Genomic DNA, 17,219 nt, shown 5'->3' on the forward strand with positions numbered 1-17,219 from the left:
CTCATCGTGGTGTTGTACCCGCGCCGCCCGGTAGCGCAGGCGCAACCGGGGATCGCAAATACAAACGTTATTTATCTCGCTGGATAATGTAATTCGCTAATGCTTCCAGAACCGTAGTATCTAACGACTGTGCAGCCAGCGTTTCTAGCGCCCTCAGGGCGTCTTCGTAGAGATCGCGAGCCTTAAGCTGGGCTTGCTCAAGACCCAGCAACGCCGGATAGGTGCTTTTGCCCAGCTCCTGGTCAGCACCCTGGCGTTTACCAAGGGTGGCAGTATCGCCCACCACATCCAGAATGTCATCCTGAACCTGGAACGCCAGGCCGATGCTCTCAGCATAGCGATCCAGCGCCGGCAGGGCTTCGCGACCGCGAATACCGGCGCTTAACGCGCCCAGTCGCACCGCCGCACGGATCAGCGCCCCGGTTTTATGACGGTGAATGCGCTCCAGCGCATCAAGCGCGACCTGCTGGCCTTCGGCACTGAGATCCAGCGCCTGACCGCCGCACATCCCCGCTACGCCGCTGGCCTGTGCCAGCTCGGAAACCATCGCCAGACGATCCTGCATGGCAACGCCTTCCATCGGTGCATCACTGAGTATAGAGAACGCCAGCGTTTGCAGCGCGTCACCTGCAAGAATTGCGCTCGCTTCGCCAAATTTAATGTGGCAGGTCGGCTGACCGCGGCGCAGATCGTCATCGTCCATCGCTGGCAGGTCGTCGTGGATCAGTGAATAGGCGTGAATACACTCAATGGCAGCCGCAGGCGCATCGAGCGTCTCCTGCTTTACACCAAACATTTCGCCGGTGGCGTACACCAGGAAGGGGCGCAGGCGTTTACCGCCCAATAGTGCGCCATAGCGCATGGCCTCAACCAGCGGAGTGTTCTGAAACGGCAGCGGGGCGATAAACCCCTGCAGCGCATCGTTGGCCCGCTCCACGCGGGCCTGCAACAGTTGGGAGAAATCCATTTATTCAGCATCCGGCGTGAAGGGCGTCAGCGGGGCGTCTTCATTTTCAGAGAGCAGGATCTGCACGCGCTGCTCGGCCTGCTGAAGCTTAACCTGCCCCTGACGAGCCAGCTGCACACCGCGTTCAAATTCATTCAGCGCATCTTCAAGCGGCAGGTCGCCGCTTTCGAGGCGGGTGACAATCTGCTCAAGCTCCTGAAGGGCGGATTCAAAACTGGCAGGGAGGGCATTTTTTTTCGGCATAGTAACGTCTGGCTCTGTGGTTAATTTCATCGTCGCTTCAACATGGTAGCGAAGTCAGGATGATTAGCAAATGACAGCAACGGCGGGCGGCGGCGGCGGGAAAAAGGCACGAGTATGCGTAACATGCTGCGAAACGCGCGGGATTGTCTCTCTTCTCTGCCACTTTGCTGCAATTGGGTATATACTGGCGCGCTTACGATGCAGGGCTACTCTGCTCTGCGGTACCTCTTTTCACGCGCCCTCGGGCCTGCCAACGAACCATTGCCGCCATGAAGTTTATCATTAAATTGTTCCCGGAAATCACAATCAAGAGTCAATCTGTGCGATTGCGCTTCATTAAAATCCTGACCGGGAATATTCGTAACGTCCTGAAGTCTTATGAAGAAAATCTCGCCGTGGTGCGCCACTGGGACCATATCGTGGTGCGTGCCAAAAATGAGGCAGACGGCCCGGCGATCCGCGATGCGCTGACCCGCATTCCCGGCATCCATCACGTACTGGAAGTGGACGACGTCGAGTACAGCTCGCTGCATGACATCTACGAAAAAGCCTATGCCATGTACCACGAGCAGCTGGAAAACAAAACCTTCTGCGTGCGCGTGAAGCGACGCGGTAAGCATGAGTTTAGCTCGATTGAAGTAGAACGCTACGTCGGCGGCGGACTTAATCAGCACATTGATTCGGCGCGCGTGAAGCTGAAAGATCCTGACGTGACCGTGCATCTGGAGATCGAAGACGATCGCCTGCTGCTTATCAAGGCGCGCTACGAAGGTATCGGCGGTTTCCCGATCGGCACCCAGGAAGACGTGCTGTCGCTGATCTCCGGCGGCTTCGACTCCGGCGTCTCCAGCTACATGCTGATGCGCCGCGGCTGCCGCGTGCACTACTGCTTCTTTAACCTCGGCGGCGCAGCCCATGAAATCGGGGTACGCCAGGTGGCACACTACCTGTGGAACCGCTTTGGCAGCTCGCACCGCGTGCGTTTCGTGGCCATCAACTTCGAGCCGGTGGTGGGCGAAATTCTTGAGAAAGTGGACGACGGCCAGATGGGCGTGGTGCTCAAACGTATGATGGTGCGTGCCGCGTCTCAGGTTGCCGAGCGCTACGGCGTGCAGGCGCTGGTCACCGGTGAAGCGCTGGGCCAGGTGTCCAGCCAGACGCTGACCAACCTGCGCCTGATCGACGGCGTGTCCGATACGCTGGTCCTGCGTCCGCTGATCTCGCACGACAAAGAGCACATCATCAATATCGCGCGTGAAATCGGCACCGAAGATTTCGCTCGCACCATGCCGGAATACTGCGGCGTGATTTCGAAAAGCCCGACCGTGAAAGCGGTGAAGGCGAAGATCGAAGCCGAAGAGCAAAACTTCGATTTCTCCATCCTTGATCAGGTGGTGCAGAGCGCAACAAATGTCGATATTCGCGAAATCGCGCAGCAGACCCAGCAGGAAGTGGTGGAAGTCGAGACTGTGACCGGCTTTGGCCCGAATGAGGTGATCCTCGACATTCGCTCCATCGACGAGCAGGATGATAAGCCGCTGCAGGTTGAAGGCGTGGAAATCGCCTCGCTGCCGTTCTACAAGCTGAGCACCAAATTCGGCGATCTCGACCAGAGCAAAACCTATTTGCTGTGGTGCGAACGTGGGGTGATGAGCCGCCTGCAGGCGCTTTACCTTAATGAGCAGGGCTTCAAAAACGTCAAGGTTTACCGCCCCTAGTTCGTCATTTGCCCTCTCGTGCCGAGAGGGCCACCCGCCTCAATAATCCCGATAGCTGTAAATTCCCGCCGCCATCACCAGCTGCGAAGCGACCTCGTGCGCTTTCTCACGGCTGACCAGCAAATCAATGATCTTTAGTGCAAAATCCATTGCCGTGCCCGGCCCCTGGCTGGTGAGCAGGTTGACGCGCGGGTCCCACACGACGCGCTTATCCTGCCAGTGCGCATCGGGAATGGTGTCGCGCAGGCCGGGAAAGCCGGTCATGTTGGCGATGGGGAACAGGTTATGCGGCACCAGTACGGTACCCGCCGCGGCGCAGATGGCCGCCACGATGCGTCCTGACAGATGAAATTGCCGCACGGTCTCTACCAGCAGCGGGCTGTCGCGGAAGCACTCAGCGCCCTTCAGGCCGCCCGGCAGCACGATAACATCGAAGTCGCCGTCAGCAACCTCAACCAGCGGCGCATCGGCTACCAGCTTCACCCCGCGCGAGCAGGTAATGATCAGCTCACCGTCGCTGGCCACGCTGGCGGTGGTAACGGCGATACCGCCACGCACCAGCAGATCGATGGTAGTGACCGCTTCGGTCTCTTCAGTTCCAGGGGCCAGACAGACCAGTGCCGAGGCGCTCATAGGCATTTTCCTTATGTTTGATCAGCTCATAGAGTCGGGCGTTTTCCGGGGTCGCGACGCCGTGGGCACGGGCACGTCGCACCAGATACCCGGTGATATAGTCGATTTCGGTGCGCCGCTGCGCCCGGACATCCTGCAGCATAGAGGAGATGTTTTCCCCGGTGCTGTCGATGACCTGCCACACCCAGGCCAACAGGTCTTCCGGCGTCGTGTGATGATTTTCTCGCGCCATCACCTCTGCCACCTCATGGCATACCCGCGCCACCTCATCCGGGTAAGCGCGCAGCTCACCATTCGGGCAGTTATACAGCGCGGTGAGCGGGTTGATAACGCAGTTGGCTGCCAGCTTGCGCCACGCCGGGGCGCGAATGTTATCGTGCCAGGCGACGTCCGGCAGGGCATCCTGCAGGATCCCGGCCAGAGCCGTATAATCCCGCGCCGCATCGCTAACCGGGCCGATATGGGTGGTGCCGTTAGCAACATGCATTACGGTATTGCCGTCGCGTCGTGCCGCGTGGGTGGTCACCCCCAGCAGCAGCGGCTGCGCGATGCCGCGCAGCTCCTCCATCGTGCCCATGCCGTTATGCATCAGCAGGATGGGGGTAGCCGCCGGGAGATGCGGCGCAAGGTTTTTCACCGCATCCGACACCTGCCAGGCTTTCAGCGTCACCAGCAGCAGCTCGCTGCGCTGGAGGTGAGCAGGATCGTTGGCGGGAACAGGCTGGTCGGTCAGCTCACCGTCTGTACCCGTAACCCGCAGATGAAAGTGTGACTGTGGCACCCGCAGCCAGCCCTGCACCTCATGGCCCTGCCTGAGCAGGGCGGCAAGCCAGACCTGACCCAGCGCACCGCAGCCCAGTACGGTAATGTTCATGCTTCCTCCCGCCGGCAACGGTGCCTGGCAGATGTTCTACAGTCAATAGTAGCCATTTCGGCCAGGTCGCCGGGAACAAGTTGTTTTATGTAGTGTTGTGGGTATTATGCAACGCACAACCAGAGAGGGAGAAATAAACATGCCATCTTTTGACATCGTATCTGAGATCGATCTGCAGGAAGTGAGCAACGCCGTTGATAACGCAACGCGCGAACTCGATACCCGTTTCGATTTTCGCGGCGTAACCGCGACGTTTGAACTGAACGATAAAAACAAGACCATCAAAGTGCTGAGTGAATCAGATTTCCAGGTAAACCAGCTGCTGGATATTCTGCGCGCCAAGCTGCTGAAACGCGGCATTGAAGGGGCATCGCTTGATGTGCCGGAAGAGTTTGAGCACAGCGGCAAAAACTGGAGCGTGGAAGCCAAACTGAAGCAGGGGATTGAAGCCTCGGTGGCGAAGAAAATCGTCAAGCTGATCAAAGACAGCAAGCTGAAAGTGCAGACCCAGATTCAGGGCGAAGAGATCCGCGTAACCGGAAAATCCCGCGACGACCTGCAGTCGGTAATGGCGCTGGTGCGCGGCGGCAATCTGGGGCAGCCGTTCCAGTTCAAAAACTTCCGCGATTAATAAGAAACAGGGCCGAAGCGGCCCTGTTTTTTTATGCGCGCAGCGCCTGTTCCACGTTATAGCGGTTCGTGACTTTGGTATCGATCTTCACGTACACGCTGTGTTCATCCGGCGCGACCAGCACCTCGCGCACGCCATCCTGCTTCATCAGCTGCGCTTCCAGCGCCGCGTCCGCTGCAACGTCTTCCGGTAACGCGACGCGCAGGCTGCTGACATAGGGCGGCTCCTGCATCGTCATGCTGACCAGCAGCCACACCGTAGCCAGCAGCGCACCCACCAGGAATACGGTTTGCGGGTCGAAGAAGCCGTCAATCCAGCCCGCCAGGGAACCACCCACCGCCACGCCCAGGAACTGGCTGGTGGAGTAGATGCCCATTGCCGTACCTTTGTAGCCTGCCGGCGACTCTTTACTGATAAGCGACGGCAGCAGGGCTTCCATCAGGTTAAACGCGATAAAGAACAGCTGTACGCCGATCACCAGCTCCCAGAAGTGCGGACCCGCGCCCCAGAGCACGATCTCGGCAATCAACAGCAGCGCCACGCAGAAGATGAACACGCGCTTCATGCGGCGTCTGGCTTCGGCATAAATGATAAACGGCACCACCGACACAAACGAGATCAGCATGGTGAACAGGTAGATCTTCCAGTGCTGTTCGGTAGGGAAGCCCGCCTGGGCCAGCTGGCCGGGAAGGGCGACGAAGGTCGACATCAGCAGAATATGCAGACAGAAGATGCCGAAGTTGAGCTTCAGCAGTTTCGGGTTCGCCATTACCTGGCTAAAGCAGCCCTTTACCATCCCGGACTCACGGTTCAGGACGTGCGTTTTGCTGCTCGGTACCACCCACAGCGTCAGGACGATGCCAGTACAGGCGAGGCCAGCCATCATCCAGAACAGGGCGTGCAGGCCCAGCGCGTGGGTAATAATTGGCCCCAGCACCATAGCGATGGCGAACGTAATACCGAAGCTGACGCCGATAAACGCCATCGCTTTAGTGCGGTTCTGTTCGCGCGTGAGGTCAGAAAGCAGCGCCATCACCGCGGCGGAGATCGCCCCGGAGCCTTGCAGCGCGCGGCCCAGCACGATGCCCCAGATAGAGTCGCTGAGGGCGGCCACCAGGCTACCGATAACGAAGATGGCCAGCCCGCCGACAATCAGTGGTTTACGCCCGACCCGATCGGAAATCAGGCCGAAGGGGATCTGGAACAGCGCCTGCGCCAGACCATAAATACCAATCGCCAGGCCAATCAGCGCTTCACTGGCACCCTGCAGGGCCATGCCGTAAGTTGTGAGCACCGGCAGCACCATAAACATGCCCAGCATGCGCAGGGAGAAAACGGTCCCTAAGCCCCATGTCGCGCGCAGTTCCAGCGGCGTCATTTTGTTATCGTTCATTACCACCTCAGAAAAAAAGCCGGACATAGTGTAGTGCGGGGGGAGGGGAGGGTAAATCATTGCCTGGTGTTAAAATGTTACCAGTGAGCAATAAGCGCACAAAATAAAAAAGGGTGCCGAAGCACCCTTTTGACGTCGTCTGTATTACCAGACGTAGGTCAGCAGATTTTGCGAATCCGGTACCATAAAGTCCACGGACATCATCACGCTCAGCGAGGTGATGGCGACAATCGAGAAGACGAACAGCTTGCGCGCCCACACTTTGTCGTTTTCGGTTTTATAGCCACGCAGGGCCATACCGAGCCACCACACGCTGACCGCCGCTGCCACGATCAGATATTTATATCCGGCGTAGCCCCCAAGCGTCAGCATCAGGGTTGCGACAGCAAACGCAACGATGTAGAGCGTAATGTGGTTCTTGGCAACTGAGATCCCCTTCACCACCGGCAGCACCGGGATGTTTGCAGCCTGATAATCCTTGAAGCGGAAAATCGCGATTGCGTAGGAGTGCGGCATCTGCCAGAGGCTGAAAATCGCCAGCAGGATCAGCGCGCCGCTATCAAACTCATTGGTTACCGCGCAGTAGCCAATAACCGGCGGCGCAGCGCCGGAAAGGCTACCAATCAGGGTGCCGTAGACCGACTTGCGCTTCATATAGAGGCTGTAAACCCCAACATAAACCACGAAGCCCATCACCCCCAGCCAGCAGGCCAGCGGATTAGCACCGAACCACAGCAGCATAAAGCCAGCAATACCCAACAAGGTTGCATACACCAGCGATACTTTCGCAGAGATCAGTCCCATAACCAGGACGCGATTCCTTGTCCTCTCCATCTTGCAGTCGATGTCACGGTCGATGTAGTTGTTAAACACACAACCGGACGCGACGACCAGCGACACGCCAACCAGCGTGCTGAGGAAGAGGGGATAATCAATGCTGCCTTTAGAGGCCAGCAAAAATCCCCCGATGACAGAAATTAAATTCCCGAAAATAATTCCTGGTTTTGTTACTTGCAGGTATTGCTTAATCATACTCGCCGCTCTTAGTGAACCATCATGTTGTAATTCAGGTTCCACATAATCCAGATAGAGCCTGCTACGACGATAGCGATAATCAGCAAGGTAAAGACAAAGGCTACCAGGTTCCAGCGCTCCTCAGAGGAGGCGTTCATGTGCAGGAAGCACACCAGGTGAACCAGAATCTGAACAACGGCTGTAATCACTACCACAGCTACAAGGGTGCCGTGAGAGGCGGAGCCGTTCATCACCATCAGGAACGGGATCGCCGTCAGGATGACCGACAGAACAAACCCGACCAGATAGGTCTTAACGCCACCGTGATGAGCGCCGTTGTGATCGGTTGAATGACTCATTACATCGCCCCCATCAGATAGACTACAGAGAACACGCAGATCCATACCACATCGAGGAAGTGCCAGAACATGCTCAGGCACATCAGACGCGCACGGTTAGTGCTGGTCAGACCGCGACGGGACACGTGGAACATCATCAGCGCCATCCAGATCAGACCGGAAGTCACGTGCAGACCGTGGGTACCAACCAGCGCGAAGAACGCTGACAGGAAGCCGCTACGATCCGGGCCGTAACCCAGAGAGATCAAATGATGGAACTCATAGATTTCCATCGCGATGAAGCCCGCACCGAACAGGAACGTCAGTGCCAGCCAGGCTTGAACCTGGCCGGTATTGTTCTTGTTCATGGCAATCATTGCCATGCCGTAGGTGATGGAGCTGAACAGCAGCAGGGCAGTTTCAACCGCAACGAACGGCAGTTCAAAGATATCCTTGCCGCTCGGGCCACCTGCTGTGCCGTTCACCAGAACGGCATAGGTTGCGAACAGACATGCAAACAGAATGCAGTCGCTCATCAGGTAGATCCAGAAGCCGAACACTTTGTTCGCCCCTGCATCGTGGTGCCCATGTTCATGGCTGCCATGGGCCAGCGCGTGGTTAATGCTATCAGTTGACATTTTTCAGCCCTGCTTTGGTAATTTCTTCGAAGTGCTGGTTTTCCAGTTTTTCGACAGTGGCTACTGGTACGTAGTAATCCACGTCCTCGTCGAAGCTTTTCGCAATCCAGGTGATAACGATACCGGCAAAGCCCAGAATCGCCAGCCACCAGATATGCCAGATCATGGCGAAACCAAAGATGGTGCTGAATGCGCCAATGAAGATACCCGCAGCGCTGTTTTTCGGCATATGAATCTCTTCATAGTGCGCAGGCTGCTTATACGCTTCACCTTTTTCTTTCATTTCCCAGAAGGCATCACGCTCGTGAATTTCAGGAACCACAGCGAAGTTGTAGAACGCCGGCGGAGAAGAGGTTGCCCACTCCAGCGTACGGCCACCCCACGGGTCTCCGGTCAGGTCACGGTTCTGATCGCGGTCACGGATACTTACGTAGATCTGAATGATGATGCTCAGGATACCGCAGGCAATCAGCAGGGCACCGATCTCAGCCACAATCATCAGCGTGTGGAACTGCGGGTCGATGTTCTGGCTGATACGACGGGTCATACCCATGAAGCCCAGCGCGTACAGCGGCATAAAGGTCACGAAGAAGCCGATGATCCAGAACCAGAAGGCGCGTTTACCCCATTTCTCGTTCATGGTGTAACCAAACGCTTTCGGCCACCAGTAGGTCATACCAGCGAAGCAACCAAATACCACACCACCGATAATCACGTTATGGAAGTGCGCAATCAGGAACAGACTGTTGTGCAGTACGAAGTCCGCGCCCGGTACCGCCAGCAGTACGCCGGTCATACCACCGATAGAGAAGGTGACGATGAAGCCGATAGTCCACAGCATCGCTGAGTGGAACTGAATACGGCCCTGGTACATGGTAAACAGCCAGTTGAAGATCTTCACCCCGGTCGGGATAGCGATAATCATCGTGGTGATACCGAAGAAGGCGTTTACGTTCGCGCCGCTGCCCATGGTGAAGAAGTGGTGCAGCCATACGATGAACGACAGCACGGTAATCGCGATGGTCGCCCACACCAGGGAGGTGTAACCGAACAGACGTTTTCTTGAGAAGGTCGCGGCAATCTCAGAGAACACACCGAATACCGGCAGAACCAGAATGTAAACTTCCGGATGACCCCAGGCCCAGATCAGGTTGACATACATCATCATGTTGCCACCCATATCGTTGGTAAAGAAATGGGTACCCAGATAACGGTCAAGCGTCAGCAGCGCAATGGTAACGGTCAGAATCGGGAAGGAGACGATAATCAGGACGTTAGTACAGAGTGACGCCCAGGTGAATACCGGCATTTTAAACATCGTCATGCCCGGCGCACGCATGCGCAGGATGGTGACGAAGAAGTTAATACCGGTCAGCGTCGTACCAATACCTGACAGCTGTAGACTCCAGATCCAGTAGTCAACCCCAACTCCCGGACTGTACTCCAGCCCCGAAAGCGGCGGATAGGCCACCCAACCGGTCTGTGCGAACTCGCCCACGCCCAGAGAGACGTTGACCAGAACCACACCTACCACGGTGAACCAGAAGCTCAGGTTGTTCAGGAACGGATAGGCTACGTCGCGCGCGCCAATCTGCAGCGGAACCACAATGTTCATCAGACCAATGACGAACGGCATCGCCACGAAGAAGATCATGATAACGCCGTGGGCGGTAAAGATCTGATCGTAGTGATGAGGTGGTAAGAAGCCCGCTTCACCCGCCGAGGCGAGCAGCTGCTGGGTACGCATCATGATGGCATCCGCGAAACCACGGACCAGCATCACGATAGCGACGAGGATATACATAATCCCCAGACGTTTGTGGTCTACCGAAGTAAGCCACTCATTCCATAGATAGGACCACTTACCGAAGTAAGTGATCGCTGCGACTAACGCCAGGCCTCCGACGAGAATCGCTGCAATCGTAACCATGATAATCGGCTCATGGTACGGAACTGCATCCAGTGTAAGTTTTCCGAACATCGTATTATTCCTCGGCCCCTTAGTGAGAGGTTTCCGCGTGATTCATGTCCATGCCTTCCATACCTTCATGAGAAGCATGCTTCCCTTCAGGCTGGGTCACGTCCATGCTCTTCCCGTGGCCCATGAATTTGTTAATAACATCTTTGAACAAATCAGGTTTCACACTGGAGAAGTATTCGACTTTGTTGTATTCGCTCGGAGCTGCCAGCTTCTCATACGCGGTCATGTCGTTCATGACATTAGGCGACTGTTTCGCTTTCGCTACCCACTGGTTGAAGGTTTCGTTATCCGGTGTGGCAATTGCCTTGAATTTCATACCGGAGAAGCCTGCACCACTGTAGTTCGCAGAAATACCGTCGAAGGTGCCGGGTTCATTCGCAATCAGGTGCAGTTTGGTCTGCATACCTGCCATTGCGTAGATCTGGCTACCCAGGCGCGGAATAAAGAAGGAGTTCATTACCGAGTTTGAGGTAATTTTGAATTCCACTGGCGTGTTAGCCGGGAACGCAATCTCGTTTACCGTCGCGATGCCCTGCTCCGGATAGATAAAGAACCATTTCCAGTCCATAGCGATAACTTCGATGGTAACCGGCTTCGCGTCATGAACCAGCGGTTTGCCAGGTTCAAGTTCGTGAGTGGTTTTCCAGGTCAGTACCGCCAGGAAGATAATGATGAGGATCGGAATGGTCCAAACCACAGCTTCAACTTTGTTCGAGTGCGACCAGTTGGGGCTGTATTTGGCATCCTTGTTCGATGCCCGATATTTCCAGGCAAAGCCGATAGCCATCACGATAGCGGGAATCACGACAATCAACATCAGCCCAAGAGCCGTCAGTATCAACGAACGTTGTTCCAGTCCAATCTGTCCTTTGGGATTAAGAAGTGCAGCATCGCAGCCACTGAGTAAAACAGTGCCCGCGAGTAAGGACATCCATCCCAAACATTTATTGTATTTCCTGAGTCTCATTTAACGACCTCAATTCCACAGGGATCTGGTGGCGTTTAAAGTGTGCGGGCATTTTACGGGAAGGTTACATTACTGTAAACATGATTGGCTCAGTGTCAGTAAGGTGTTGCCGGGTTCTGCCAGATTTGTCACAGCAATGACCGCCTGTAACCAAAGGTAAGCTGCAAGCCGCGCCAGATGGGCTTTATAACAAAACAGATATTAAATGCAAGGATATGGGTTGGATTGCTCTAAAGGTCAAAAATAATGCACAAATAATTAACAACCCGGCAGCAAATAAAAACATTCATTAAACCAAATATTAATCGAGCGTGAGCTGAATCGTGTAAGGAAAAAATATCCTTGACCGACTTTGATTATTTCAATCGCGTAATTAAGCGCACAAATGAACAACTGATATTTTATTTAACTGGTCAACTTTTGCGCGGATTAATTCAGCGTGGCAATAATAACTATTAGCGAAAGTTAATTATTTAGTTCGCTACTATTTTCCCGACGCAGTGCGACGGCATCCAGTATGCAGCCAGTCACGAAAGCGAGCCCTGCCAGTATCGCACCCGCCTCAAGCAAGACCGTGTCCAGCGACGTTGCCGTGATATTCAGGGCATTAGCGATCAGCAATACCAGCCAGCCGGCGACTAACAGGGCCGCGACGGCCAGCAGCGATACCGCCGCTTTATAGCCTCGCGCGAAGTGACGTCGCGGCAGGAAGCTACCGGTGCGCTGGGTGTACTCCAGCGTCTGGCGGCACACGATGAGAAGCAACAGCCCCGGCATCGCGGCGAAGACCGAGAACAGATAAAACAGCGGCCAGCCGTGAGCTTCGACAAACCAACCCGCTACCGGGCCAACATAGACGCGCCCGACGGCAGCCAGGGCAGAGAGCAGTGCGAATTGCGTAGCGGAAAACGACAGGTTGCACAGCGTCATCAGTAAGGCTACGAACGCCGCAGTTCCCATCCCGCCGCACAAGTTTTCGAAAAACACCGCGCCGGCCATGGTGTAAATACTTTTTGCGCTGATGGCGAGCAGCCAGTAACCCGCATTAGAGACGCCCTGCAGGATACCGAACAGCAGCAGGGCGCGGAACAGCGACAGGCGCTGCATCAGGATCCCGCCGTAGAGCGCCCCAATAATGGTGGCAAACAGCCCGAGCGTCTTGTTGACCATGCCGACTTCACCGGCATCAAAACCGACACCGCGAATCAGGAAGGTGGTGGTAAGCGACATGGCGAAGGCATCGCCCAGCTTATACAGCACGATCAGCATCAGGATCAGCCAGGCATTGTTGCGCCCGAAGAAGTCGCGCAGCGGGGCCATCACCGCCTGCTCCAGCGTTCGCGGCACCGGAGCGTCCACCGCCGGCTCGGGGGCCAGCAGGGTGGCGATAATGCACGGAATGAGCAACGCGGCCATCAGCCAGTACATGCCCTGCCAGCCGAGATAGTTATCCGCCAGCCACAGCGCCAGTCCGCCCGAGGCCAGCATCGCCAGCCGGTAACCCAGCACGCTTATCGCCGCGCCCGCACCGCGCTCTTCCGCAGGCAGCACATCGGTTTTCCAGGCATCGAATACGATATCCTGTGAGGCCGAGCAGAAAGCGATAACCACCGCCAGCGCCGCCATCCAGCGCAGATCGGTTGACGGCTCAAGAAAGCCCATGCCCGCAATCGCCACCAGCAGCAGAAGTTGGGTGATCAACAGCCAGCCGCGACGGCGGCCTAAGAAAGGCGGCACGTAGCGATCCATCATCGGTGACCAGAGGAATTTGAACACGTAAGCCTGACCTACCAGCGAGAAGAAGCCGATGGTTTTCAGGTCGACGTTTTCCACGGTCATCCACGCCTGAAGCGTGCCGGAGGTCAGCGCGAGCGGCAGCCCGGAGGCGAAGCCCAGGATGAGCAAAATGACGGATTTAGGATGCTGAAAAAAGCGTAATGAGAGACTGGACATAGAGAGGTGTCGTCACAGGCCCGGTCATGCCGGGCCTGTAGAGAAGTGATTAACGCGCGTTTTGCTTAATGAACTCATGGATAGCGGTATCCTGAGCCATGTCGGCAATGGTATCGGTCAGCACGCTGTTAACGGCATCGGCGATATTTTTGTTAGAGGCCTGCAGGGCACCTTCCACGCTGTAGCTGGCGCGGTAGTTTTTGTTCAGCTTATTGCCGTTGGCAGCGGTGGCGATGATGGCGATGTCCGCTTTGGTGGCAATGTTGTAACGCACGTTGCCCTGAGAAACATCGGCATACAGCTGGTTGACGATAATCTGCAGGTTAACCGCGCCGTTCGGCCCAATCATGTAGCCGCGAGACGTCATCTGCTTCTCTAACACTTCCTGCAGCAGGAAACGCAGATCGCGTGACGCGGTCAGGGTTACCAGCTGATTATTACGGGTCACTTTCGCCAGCGCCTGATCTTTACGCTGATCGGCACCGTTAATGCTGACGGTGACGCCCATCAGGCTCGGGTCCTGCTGCGGCAGAGAGATTTTCGGCGAAACATCAATCGTGGTCGGCGGCGTGGCACAGCCAGCCAGCATGAACAGCGCAACTAACGGGAAAAGCAGTTTTTTTAACATGTTCGTGTTCTCGTAATTCCGTGTGCTATCAAAAAGAAAATTCCTGCCATCATAAACATCGCGTGCGGCGAGGGGAAGTAGTAAACGAAGCGAAATCATGGCGTGACAACTTTTGTTGAATCATCAGGAATGATGATTCCGCTGCGATTAAATGCCGATTTAATCTTAAAATTGCCGCGGATGAACCAGGACTCAGCCTTAAAATTTGTTGTTTTACGGTTAAATAACCGGTAAAAGCGGCTACCATTTTAACTACCAGGGCCGCATTTCTGCCTTGTCACAGGAGTAAACAGCCATGATGATTCGTGAGCGTATTGAAGACAAGTTAAGGGCAGCGTTAGAACCCGTTCATCTCGAAGTGGTTGATGAAAGTTATCGCCACAACGTACCGGCTGGTTCTGAAAGTCACTTTAAAGTGGTGCTGGTGAGCGACCGGTTTGTTGGCGAGCGTTTTCTTAATCGTCACCGCCTGATTTACGGCGCGCTGGCGGAAGAGCTGGCGTCAACCGTTCATGCGCTGGCGCTGCATACCTATACCATTAAAGAGTGGGAAGGGCTGCAAAACACCGTTTTCCCTTCGCCGCCGTGCCGTGGCGCAGGCACTATCGCCTGAGGCCAGAATTTGCAACGACGGGAGCTTTTCCAGTATGTTGCGGTAGAGAGAGTGAAATCTGAACGGCCTGCGGGCCGTTTTGTTTTGTCTGAATTTTTATGCCGTCTGATGTGATTCAGGCAGAAAACAACGGGAAGTGTGAAAAATGCCGCAGACTGGCGCGCTTGCGCTTCTCGACTCACCAGAGCGATGCCGCTATAATGCTGCGTCTAATTTTTCGGAATGTCTTCGGGATAATTCTGACGACAGGGAATGTGATTCTGATTCAGAGGACATCCCGGTTCTGCGAAGCGGCTAGGGCTTCCAGAGTTGACCGAGCACTGTGATTTTTTGAGGTAACAAGATGCAAGTTTCAGTTGAAACCACTCAGGGCCTTGGGCGCCGTGTAACGATTACAATTCCTGCTGACAGCATCGAAAACGCTGTGAAAAGCGAGCTGGTCAACGTGGCGAAGAAAGTCCGTATCGACGGTTTTCGTAAGGGCAAAGTACCGATGAATGTCGTTGCTCAGCGTTATGGCGCTTCTGTTCGCCAGGACGTGCTGGGCGACCTGATGAGCCGCAACTTTATCGACGCGATCATCAAAGAAAAAATCAATCCGGCCGGTTCCCCGAACTACGTTCCGGGCGAATACAAACTGGGTGAAGATTTCACCTACGCTGTTGAGTTCGAAGTGTATCCGGAAGTTGAACTGAAGGGTCTGGAAAACATTACCGTTGAGAAGCCGGTTGTAGAAGTCACCGACGAAGACGTTGATGCGATGCTGGATACCCTGCGCAAGCAGCAGGCAACCTGGAAAGATAAAGACGGTGCTGTTGATGCAGAAGACCGCGTAACCATCGACTTCTCCGGCTCTGTAGACGGCGAAGAGTTCGAAGGCGGCAAAGCCTCTGACTTCGTGCTGGCGATGGGCCAGGGCCGCATGATCCCGGGCTTCGAAGACGGCATCAAAGGTCGTAAAGCGGGTGAAGAGTTCACCATCGACGTGACCTTCCCGGAAGACTACCACGCGGAAAACCTGAAAGGTAAAGCCGCGAAGTTCGACATCGTTCTGAAGAAAGTTGAAGAGCGCGAACTGCCGGAACTGACCGCAGATTTCATCAAGCGTTTCGGTGTGGAAGATGGTTCTGTTGTGGGCCTGCGTACCGAAGTGCGTAAGAACATGGATCGCGAACTGAAAGGCGCGGTGCGTAACCGTGTTAAAACTCAGGCGATCGAAGGTCTGGTTCAGGCTAACGACATCGAAATCCCATCTGCGCTTATCGACAGCGAAATCGACGTGCTGCGCCGCCAGGCTGCACAGCGTTTCGGTGGCAGCGAGAAGCAGGCTCTGGAACTGCCGCGTGAGCTGTTCGAAGAGCAGGCTAAACGCCGCGTGATTGTTGGCCTGCTGCTGGGCGAAGTGATTCGTACCCACGAGCTGAAAGCTGATGAAGATCGCGTTAAAACCCTGATCGAAGAGATGGCGTCAGCCTACGAAGATCCAAGCGAAGTTATTGAGTTCTACAGCAAAAACAAAGAGCTGATGGACAACATGCGTAACGTCGCTCTGGAAGAGCAGGCTGTTGAAGCGGTACTGGCGAAAGCGAAAGTCACCGACAAACCGACCTCCTTCAACGATCTGATGAACCAGCAGGCGTAAGCCGCTTTTTCTCAGAACGATCTGATAAAAAGCCCGTCACCGTCGGTGACGGGCTTTTTTTGTCACTTTTCGGTTTGTGCTGATGCGAAAACCGTGCCGGGATGTTAGCGTAACAGGAAAAGGTTGTTATGCTTGAAATAAGACAGGTTAAACCCCATTAATCGTTGGTAACCCAACGAATACTCTGACTGATAATCCGTCCGTGATGATTGTGAGGCACCACAAGCATAGTCATGCCTGGTCGTCTCAAGTAGAATCAGTGCAGCAGGCGACATACGAATATTTATCCAGGAGACGGAAATGTCATACAGTGGCGAACGAGACAATGTAGCACCCCACATGGCCCTGGTGCCGATGGTCATCGAGCAAACCTCACGCGGTGAGCGCTCTTTCGATATTTACTCCCGCCTGCTTAAGGAACGCGTCATTTTTCTGACCGGTCAGGTGGAAGACCATATGGCGAACCTGATCGTGGCGCAGATGCTGTTTCTCGAAGCAGAAAACCCGGAAAAAGACATCTACCTGTACATTAACTCTCCTGGCGGCGTGATCACGGCCGGGATGTCGATCTACGACACGATGCAGTTTATCAAGCCGGACGTCAGCACCATTTGTATGGGCCAGGCGGCCTCAATGGGCGCGTTCCTGCTGACCGCTGGTGCTAAAGGCAAGCGTTTCTGCCTGCCGAACTCCCGCGTCATGATTCACCAGCCGCTGGGCGGTTATCAGGGTCAGGCAACGGATATCGAAATCCATGCGCGTGAAATCCTGAAGGTGAAAGGGCGTATGAATGAACTTATGGCGCATCACACGGGTCAATCTCTTGAGCAGATTGAACGTGACACCGAGCGCGATCGTTTCCTGTCGGCATCGGAAGCGGTAGAGTACGGGCTGGTGGATTCGATTTTGACCCATCGCAGCTGATGGGCAGGCCGCGTGAGGCCGCTATACTATAGTAAAGCTGGCGCCTCACTGCGGTTGAGTAC

At 55.2% G+C, this 17,219-nt stretch carries 17 protein-coding genes; 5 read left to right on the forward strand and 12 right to left on the reverse strand.

Going from position 1 to position 17,219, the window contains the following annotated elements:
- Positions 1-67: 67 nt before the first annotated feature.
- Both ispA and xseB read right to left on the reverse strand, forming a co-directional pair.
- Positions 68-967, reverse strand: coding sequence for a (2E,6E)-farnesyl diphosphate synthase (ispA, locus tag ET34_RS0117610; protein ID WP_031524267.1), 900 nt, complete (start codon positions 965-967; stop codon positions 68-70).
- Positions 968-1,210, reverse strand: coding sequence for an exodeoxyribonuclease VII small subunit (xseB, locus tag ET34_RS0117615; RefSeq protein ID WP_031524269.1), 243 nt, complete (start codon positions 1,208-1,210; stop codon positions 968-970). It abuts the gene before it with no gap.
- A 269-nt stretch (positions 1,211-1,479) separates the two neighbouring features.
- On the opposite strand from xseB, the gene thiI reads away from it, so the two are divergent.
- Positions 1,480-2,928, forward strand: a complete 1,449-nt coding sequence (gene thiI / locus ET34_RS0117620) for a tRNA uracil 4-sulfurtransferase ThiI (protein WP_031524271.1) — start codon at positions 1,480-1,482, stop codon at positions 2,926-2,928.
- 39 nt (positions 2,929-2,967) lie between these two features.
- Here the strand turns inward: thiI and yajL are convergent, their stop codons facing one another.
- Positions 2,968-3,561, reverse strand: a complete 594-nt coding sequence (gene yajL / locus ET34_RS0117625) for a protein deglycase YajL (RefSeq protein WP_031524273.1) — start codon at positions 3,559-3,561, stop codon at positions 2,968-2,970.
- Positions 3,521-4,435 carry a 2-dehydropantoate 2-reductase gene (gene panE / locus ET34_RS0117630; protein ID WP_031524274.1) on the reverse strand — a complete coding sequence of 305 codons (915 nt, stop codon included), beginning with the start codon at positions 4,433-4,435 and terminating at the stop codon, positions 3,521-3,523. Before panE ends, yajL begins: the two co-directional genes overlap by 41 nt.
- A 139-nt stretch (positions 4,436-4,574) precedes the next feature.
- Between panE and ET34_RS0117635 the strand changes: the two genes are divergently transcribed.
- On the forward strand, positions 4,575-5,066 hold the full coding sequence (locus ET34_RS0117635; protein ID WP_031524277.1) for a YajQ family cyclic di-GMP-binding protein: 492 nt from the start codon (positions 4,575-4,577) through the stop codon (positions 5,064-5,066).
- A 31-nt stretch (positions 5,067-5,097) separates the two neighbouring features.
- Here ET34_RS0117635 and ET34_RS0117640 read toward each other — a convergent pair whose 3' ends face one another.
- The 8 genes from ET34_RS0117640 to ET34_RS0117675 form a co-directional block, all read right to left on the reverse strand.
- Complete coding sequence (locus tag ET34_RS0117640) at positions 5,098-6,459, reverse strand: MFS transporter (protein ID WP_031524278.1); 1,362 nt, start codon at positions 6,457-6,459, stop codon at positions 5,098-5,100.
- 144 nt (positions 6,460-6,603) lie between these two features.
- Positions 6,604-7,491, reverse strand: a complete 888-nt coding sequence (gene cyoE / locus ET34_RS0117645) for a heme o synthase (RefSeq protein WP_031524281.1) — start codon at positions 7,489-7,491, stop codon at positions 6,604-6,606.
- Positions 7,492-7,502: 11 nt separating this feature from the next.
- The gene (locus ET34_RS0117650) at positions 7,503-7,832 is read right to left on the reverse strand and encodes a cytochrome o ubiquinol oxidase subunit IV (protein WP_031524283.1); all 330 of its coding nucleotides are present in this window, start codon (positions 7,830-7,832) and stop codon (positions 7,503-7,505) included.
- Positions 7,832-8,449: a cytochrome o ubiquinol oxidase subunit III gene (locus tag ET34_RS0117655; RefSeq protein WP_031524285.1), complete on the reverse strand. Its 618-nt coding sequence runs from the start codon at positions 8,447-8,449 to the stop codon at positions 7,832-7,834. The genes ET34_RS0117650 and ET34_RS0117655 overlap by 1 nt, the downstream gene beginning before the upstream one ends.
- The gene (gene cyoB, locus ET34_RS0117660; RefSeq protein WP_031524287.1) at positions 8,439-10,430 is read right to left on the reverse strand and encodes a cytochrome o ubiquinol oxidase subunit I; all 1,992 of its coding nucleotides are present in this window, start codon (positions 10,428-10,430) and stop codon (positions 8,439-8,441) included. The genes ET34_RS0117655 and cyoB overlap by 11 nt, the downstream gene beginning before the upstream one ends.
- Before the next feature lie 19 nt (positions 10,431-10,449).
- Positions 10,450-11,397, reverse strand: a complete 948-nt coding sequence (gene cyoA / locus ET34_RS0117665) for a cytochrome o ubiquinol oxidase subunit II (protein WP_031524289.1) — start codon at positions 11,395-11,397, stop codon at positions 10,450-10,452.
- A 465-nt stretch (positions 11,398-11,862) separates the two neighbouring features.
- Positions 11,863-13,350 (reverse strand): muropeptide MFS transporter AmpG, encoded by a 1,488-nt coding sequence (gene ampG / locus ET34_RS0117670; RefSeq protein ID WP_031524291.1) that lies wholly within the window; start codon positions 13,348-13,350, stop codon positions 11,863-11,865.
- Positions 13,351-13,399: 49 nt separating this feature from the next.
- A complete protein-coding gene (locus ET34_RS0117675) occupies positions 13,400-13,978 on the reverse strand; it encodes a lipoprotein (protein ID WP_031524293.1) in 579 nt (192 codons plus the stop codon).
- Between the two features lie 295 nt (positions 13,979-14,273).
- On the opposite strand from ET34_RS0117675, the gene bolA reads away from it, so the two are divergent.
- From bolA to clpP, 3 genes are all read left to right on the forward strand, one after another.
- Entirely contained in the window at positions 14,274-14,591 is a 318-nt protein-coding gene (gene bolA / locus ET34_RS0117680; RefSeq protein ID WP_031524294.1) for a transcriptional regulator BolA, read from the forward strand.
- Between the two features lie 343 nt (positions 14,592-14,934).
- Positions 14,935-16,233, forward strand: a complete 1,299-nt coding sequence (tig, locus tag ET34_RS0117685; protein ID WP_031524295.1) for a trigger factor — start codon at positions 14,935-14,937, stop codon at positions 16,231-16,233.
- A gap of 300 nt (positions 16,234-16,533) precedes the next feature.
- Positions 16,534-17,157, forward strand: a complete 624-nt coding sequence (gene clpP, locus ET34_RS0117690) for an ATP-dependent Clp endopeptidase proteolytic subunit ClpP (protein ID WP_031524297.1) — start codon at positions 16,534-16,536, stop codon at positions 17,155-17,157.
- The last annotated feature ends 62 nt before the right edge of the window (positions 17,158-17,219 follow it).

It is taken from the genome of Siccibacter colletis (assembly GCF_000696575.1).
Taxonomy (GTDB): domain Bacteria; phylum Pseudomonadota; class Gammaproteobacteria; order Enterobacterales; family Enterobacteriaceae; genus Siccibacter; species Siccibacter colletis.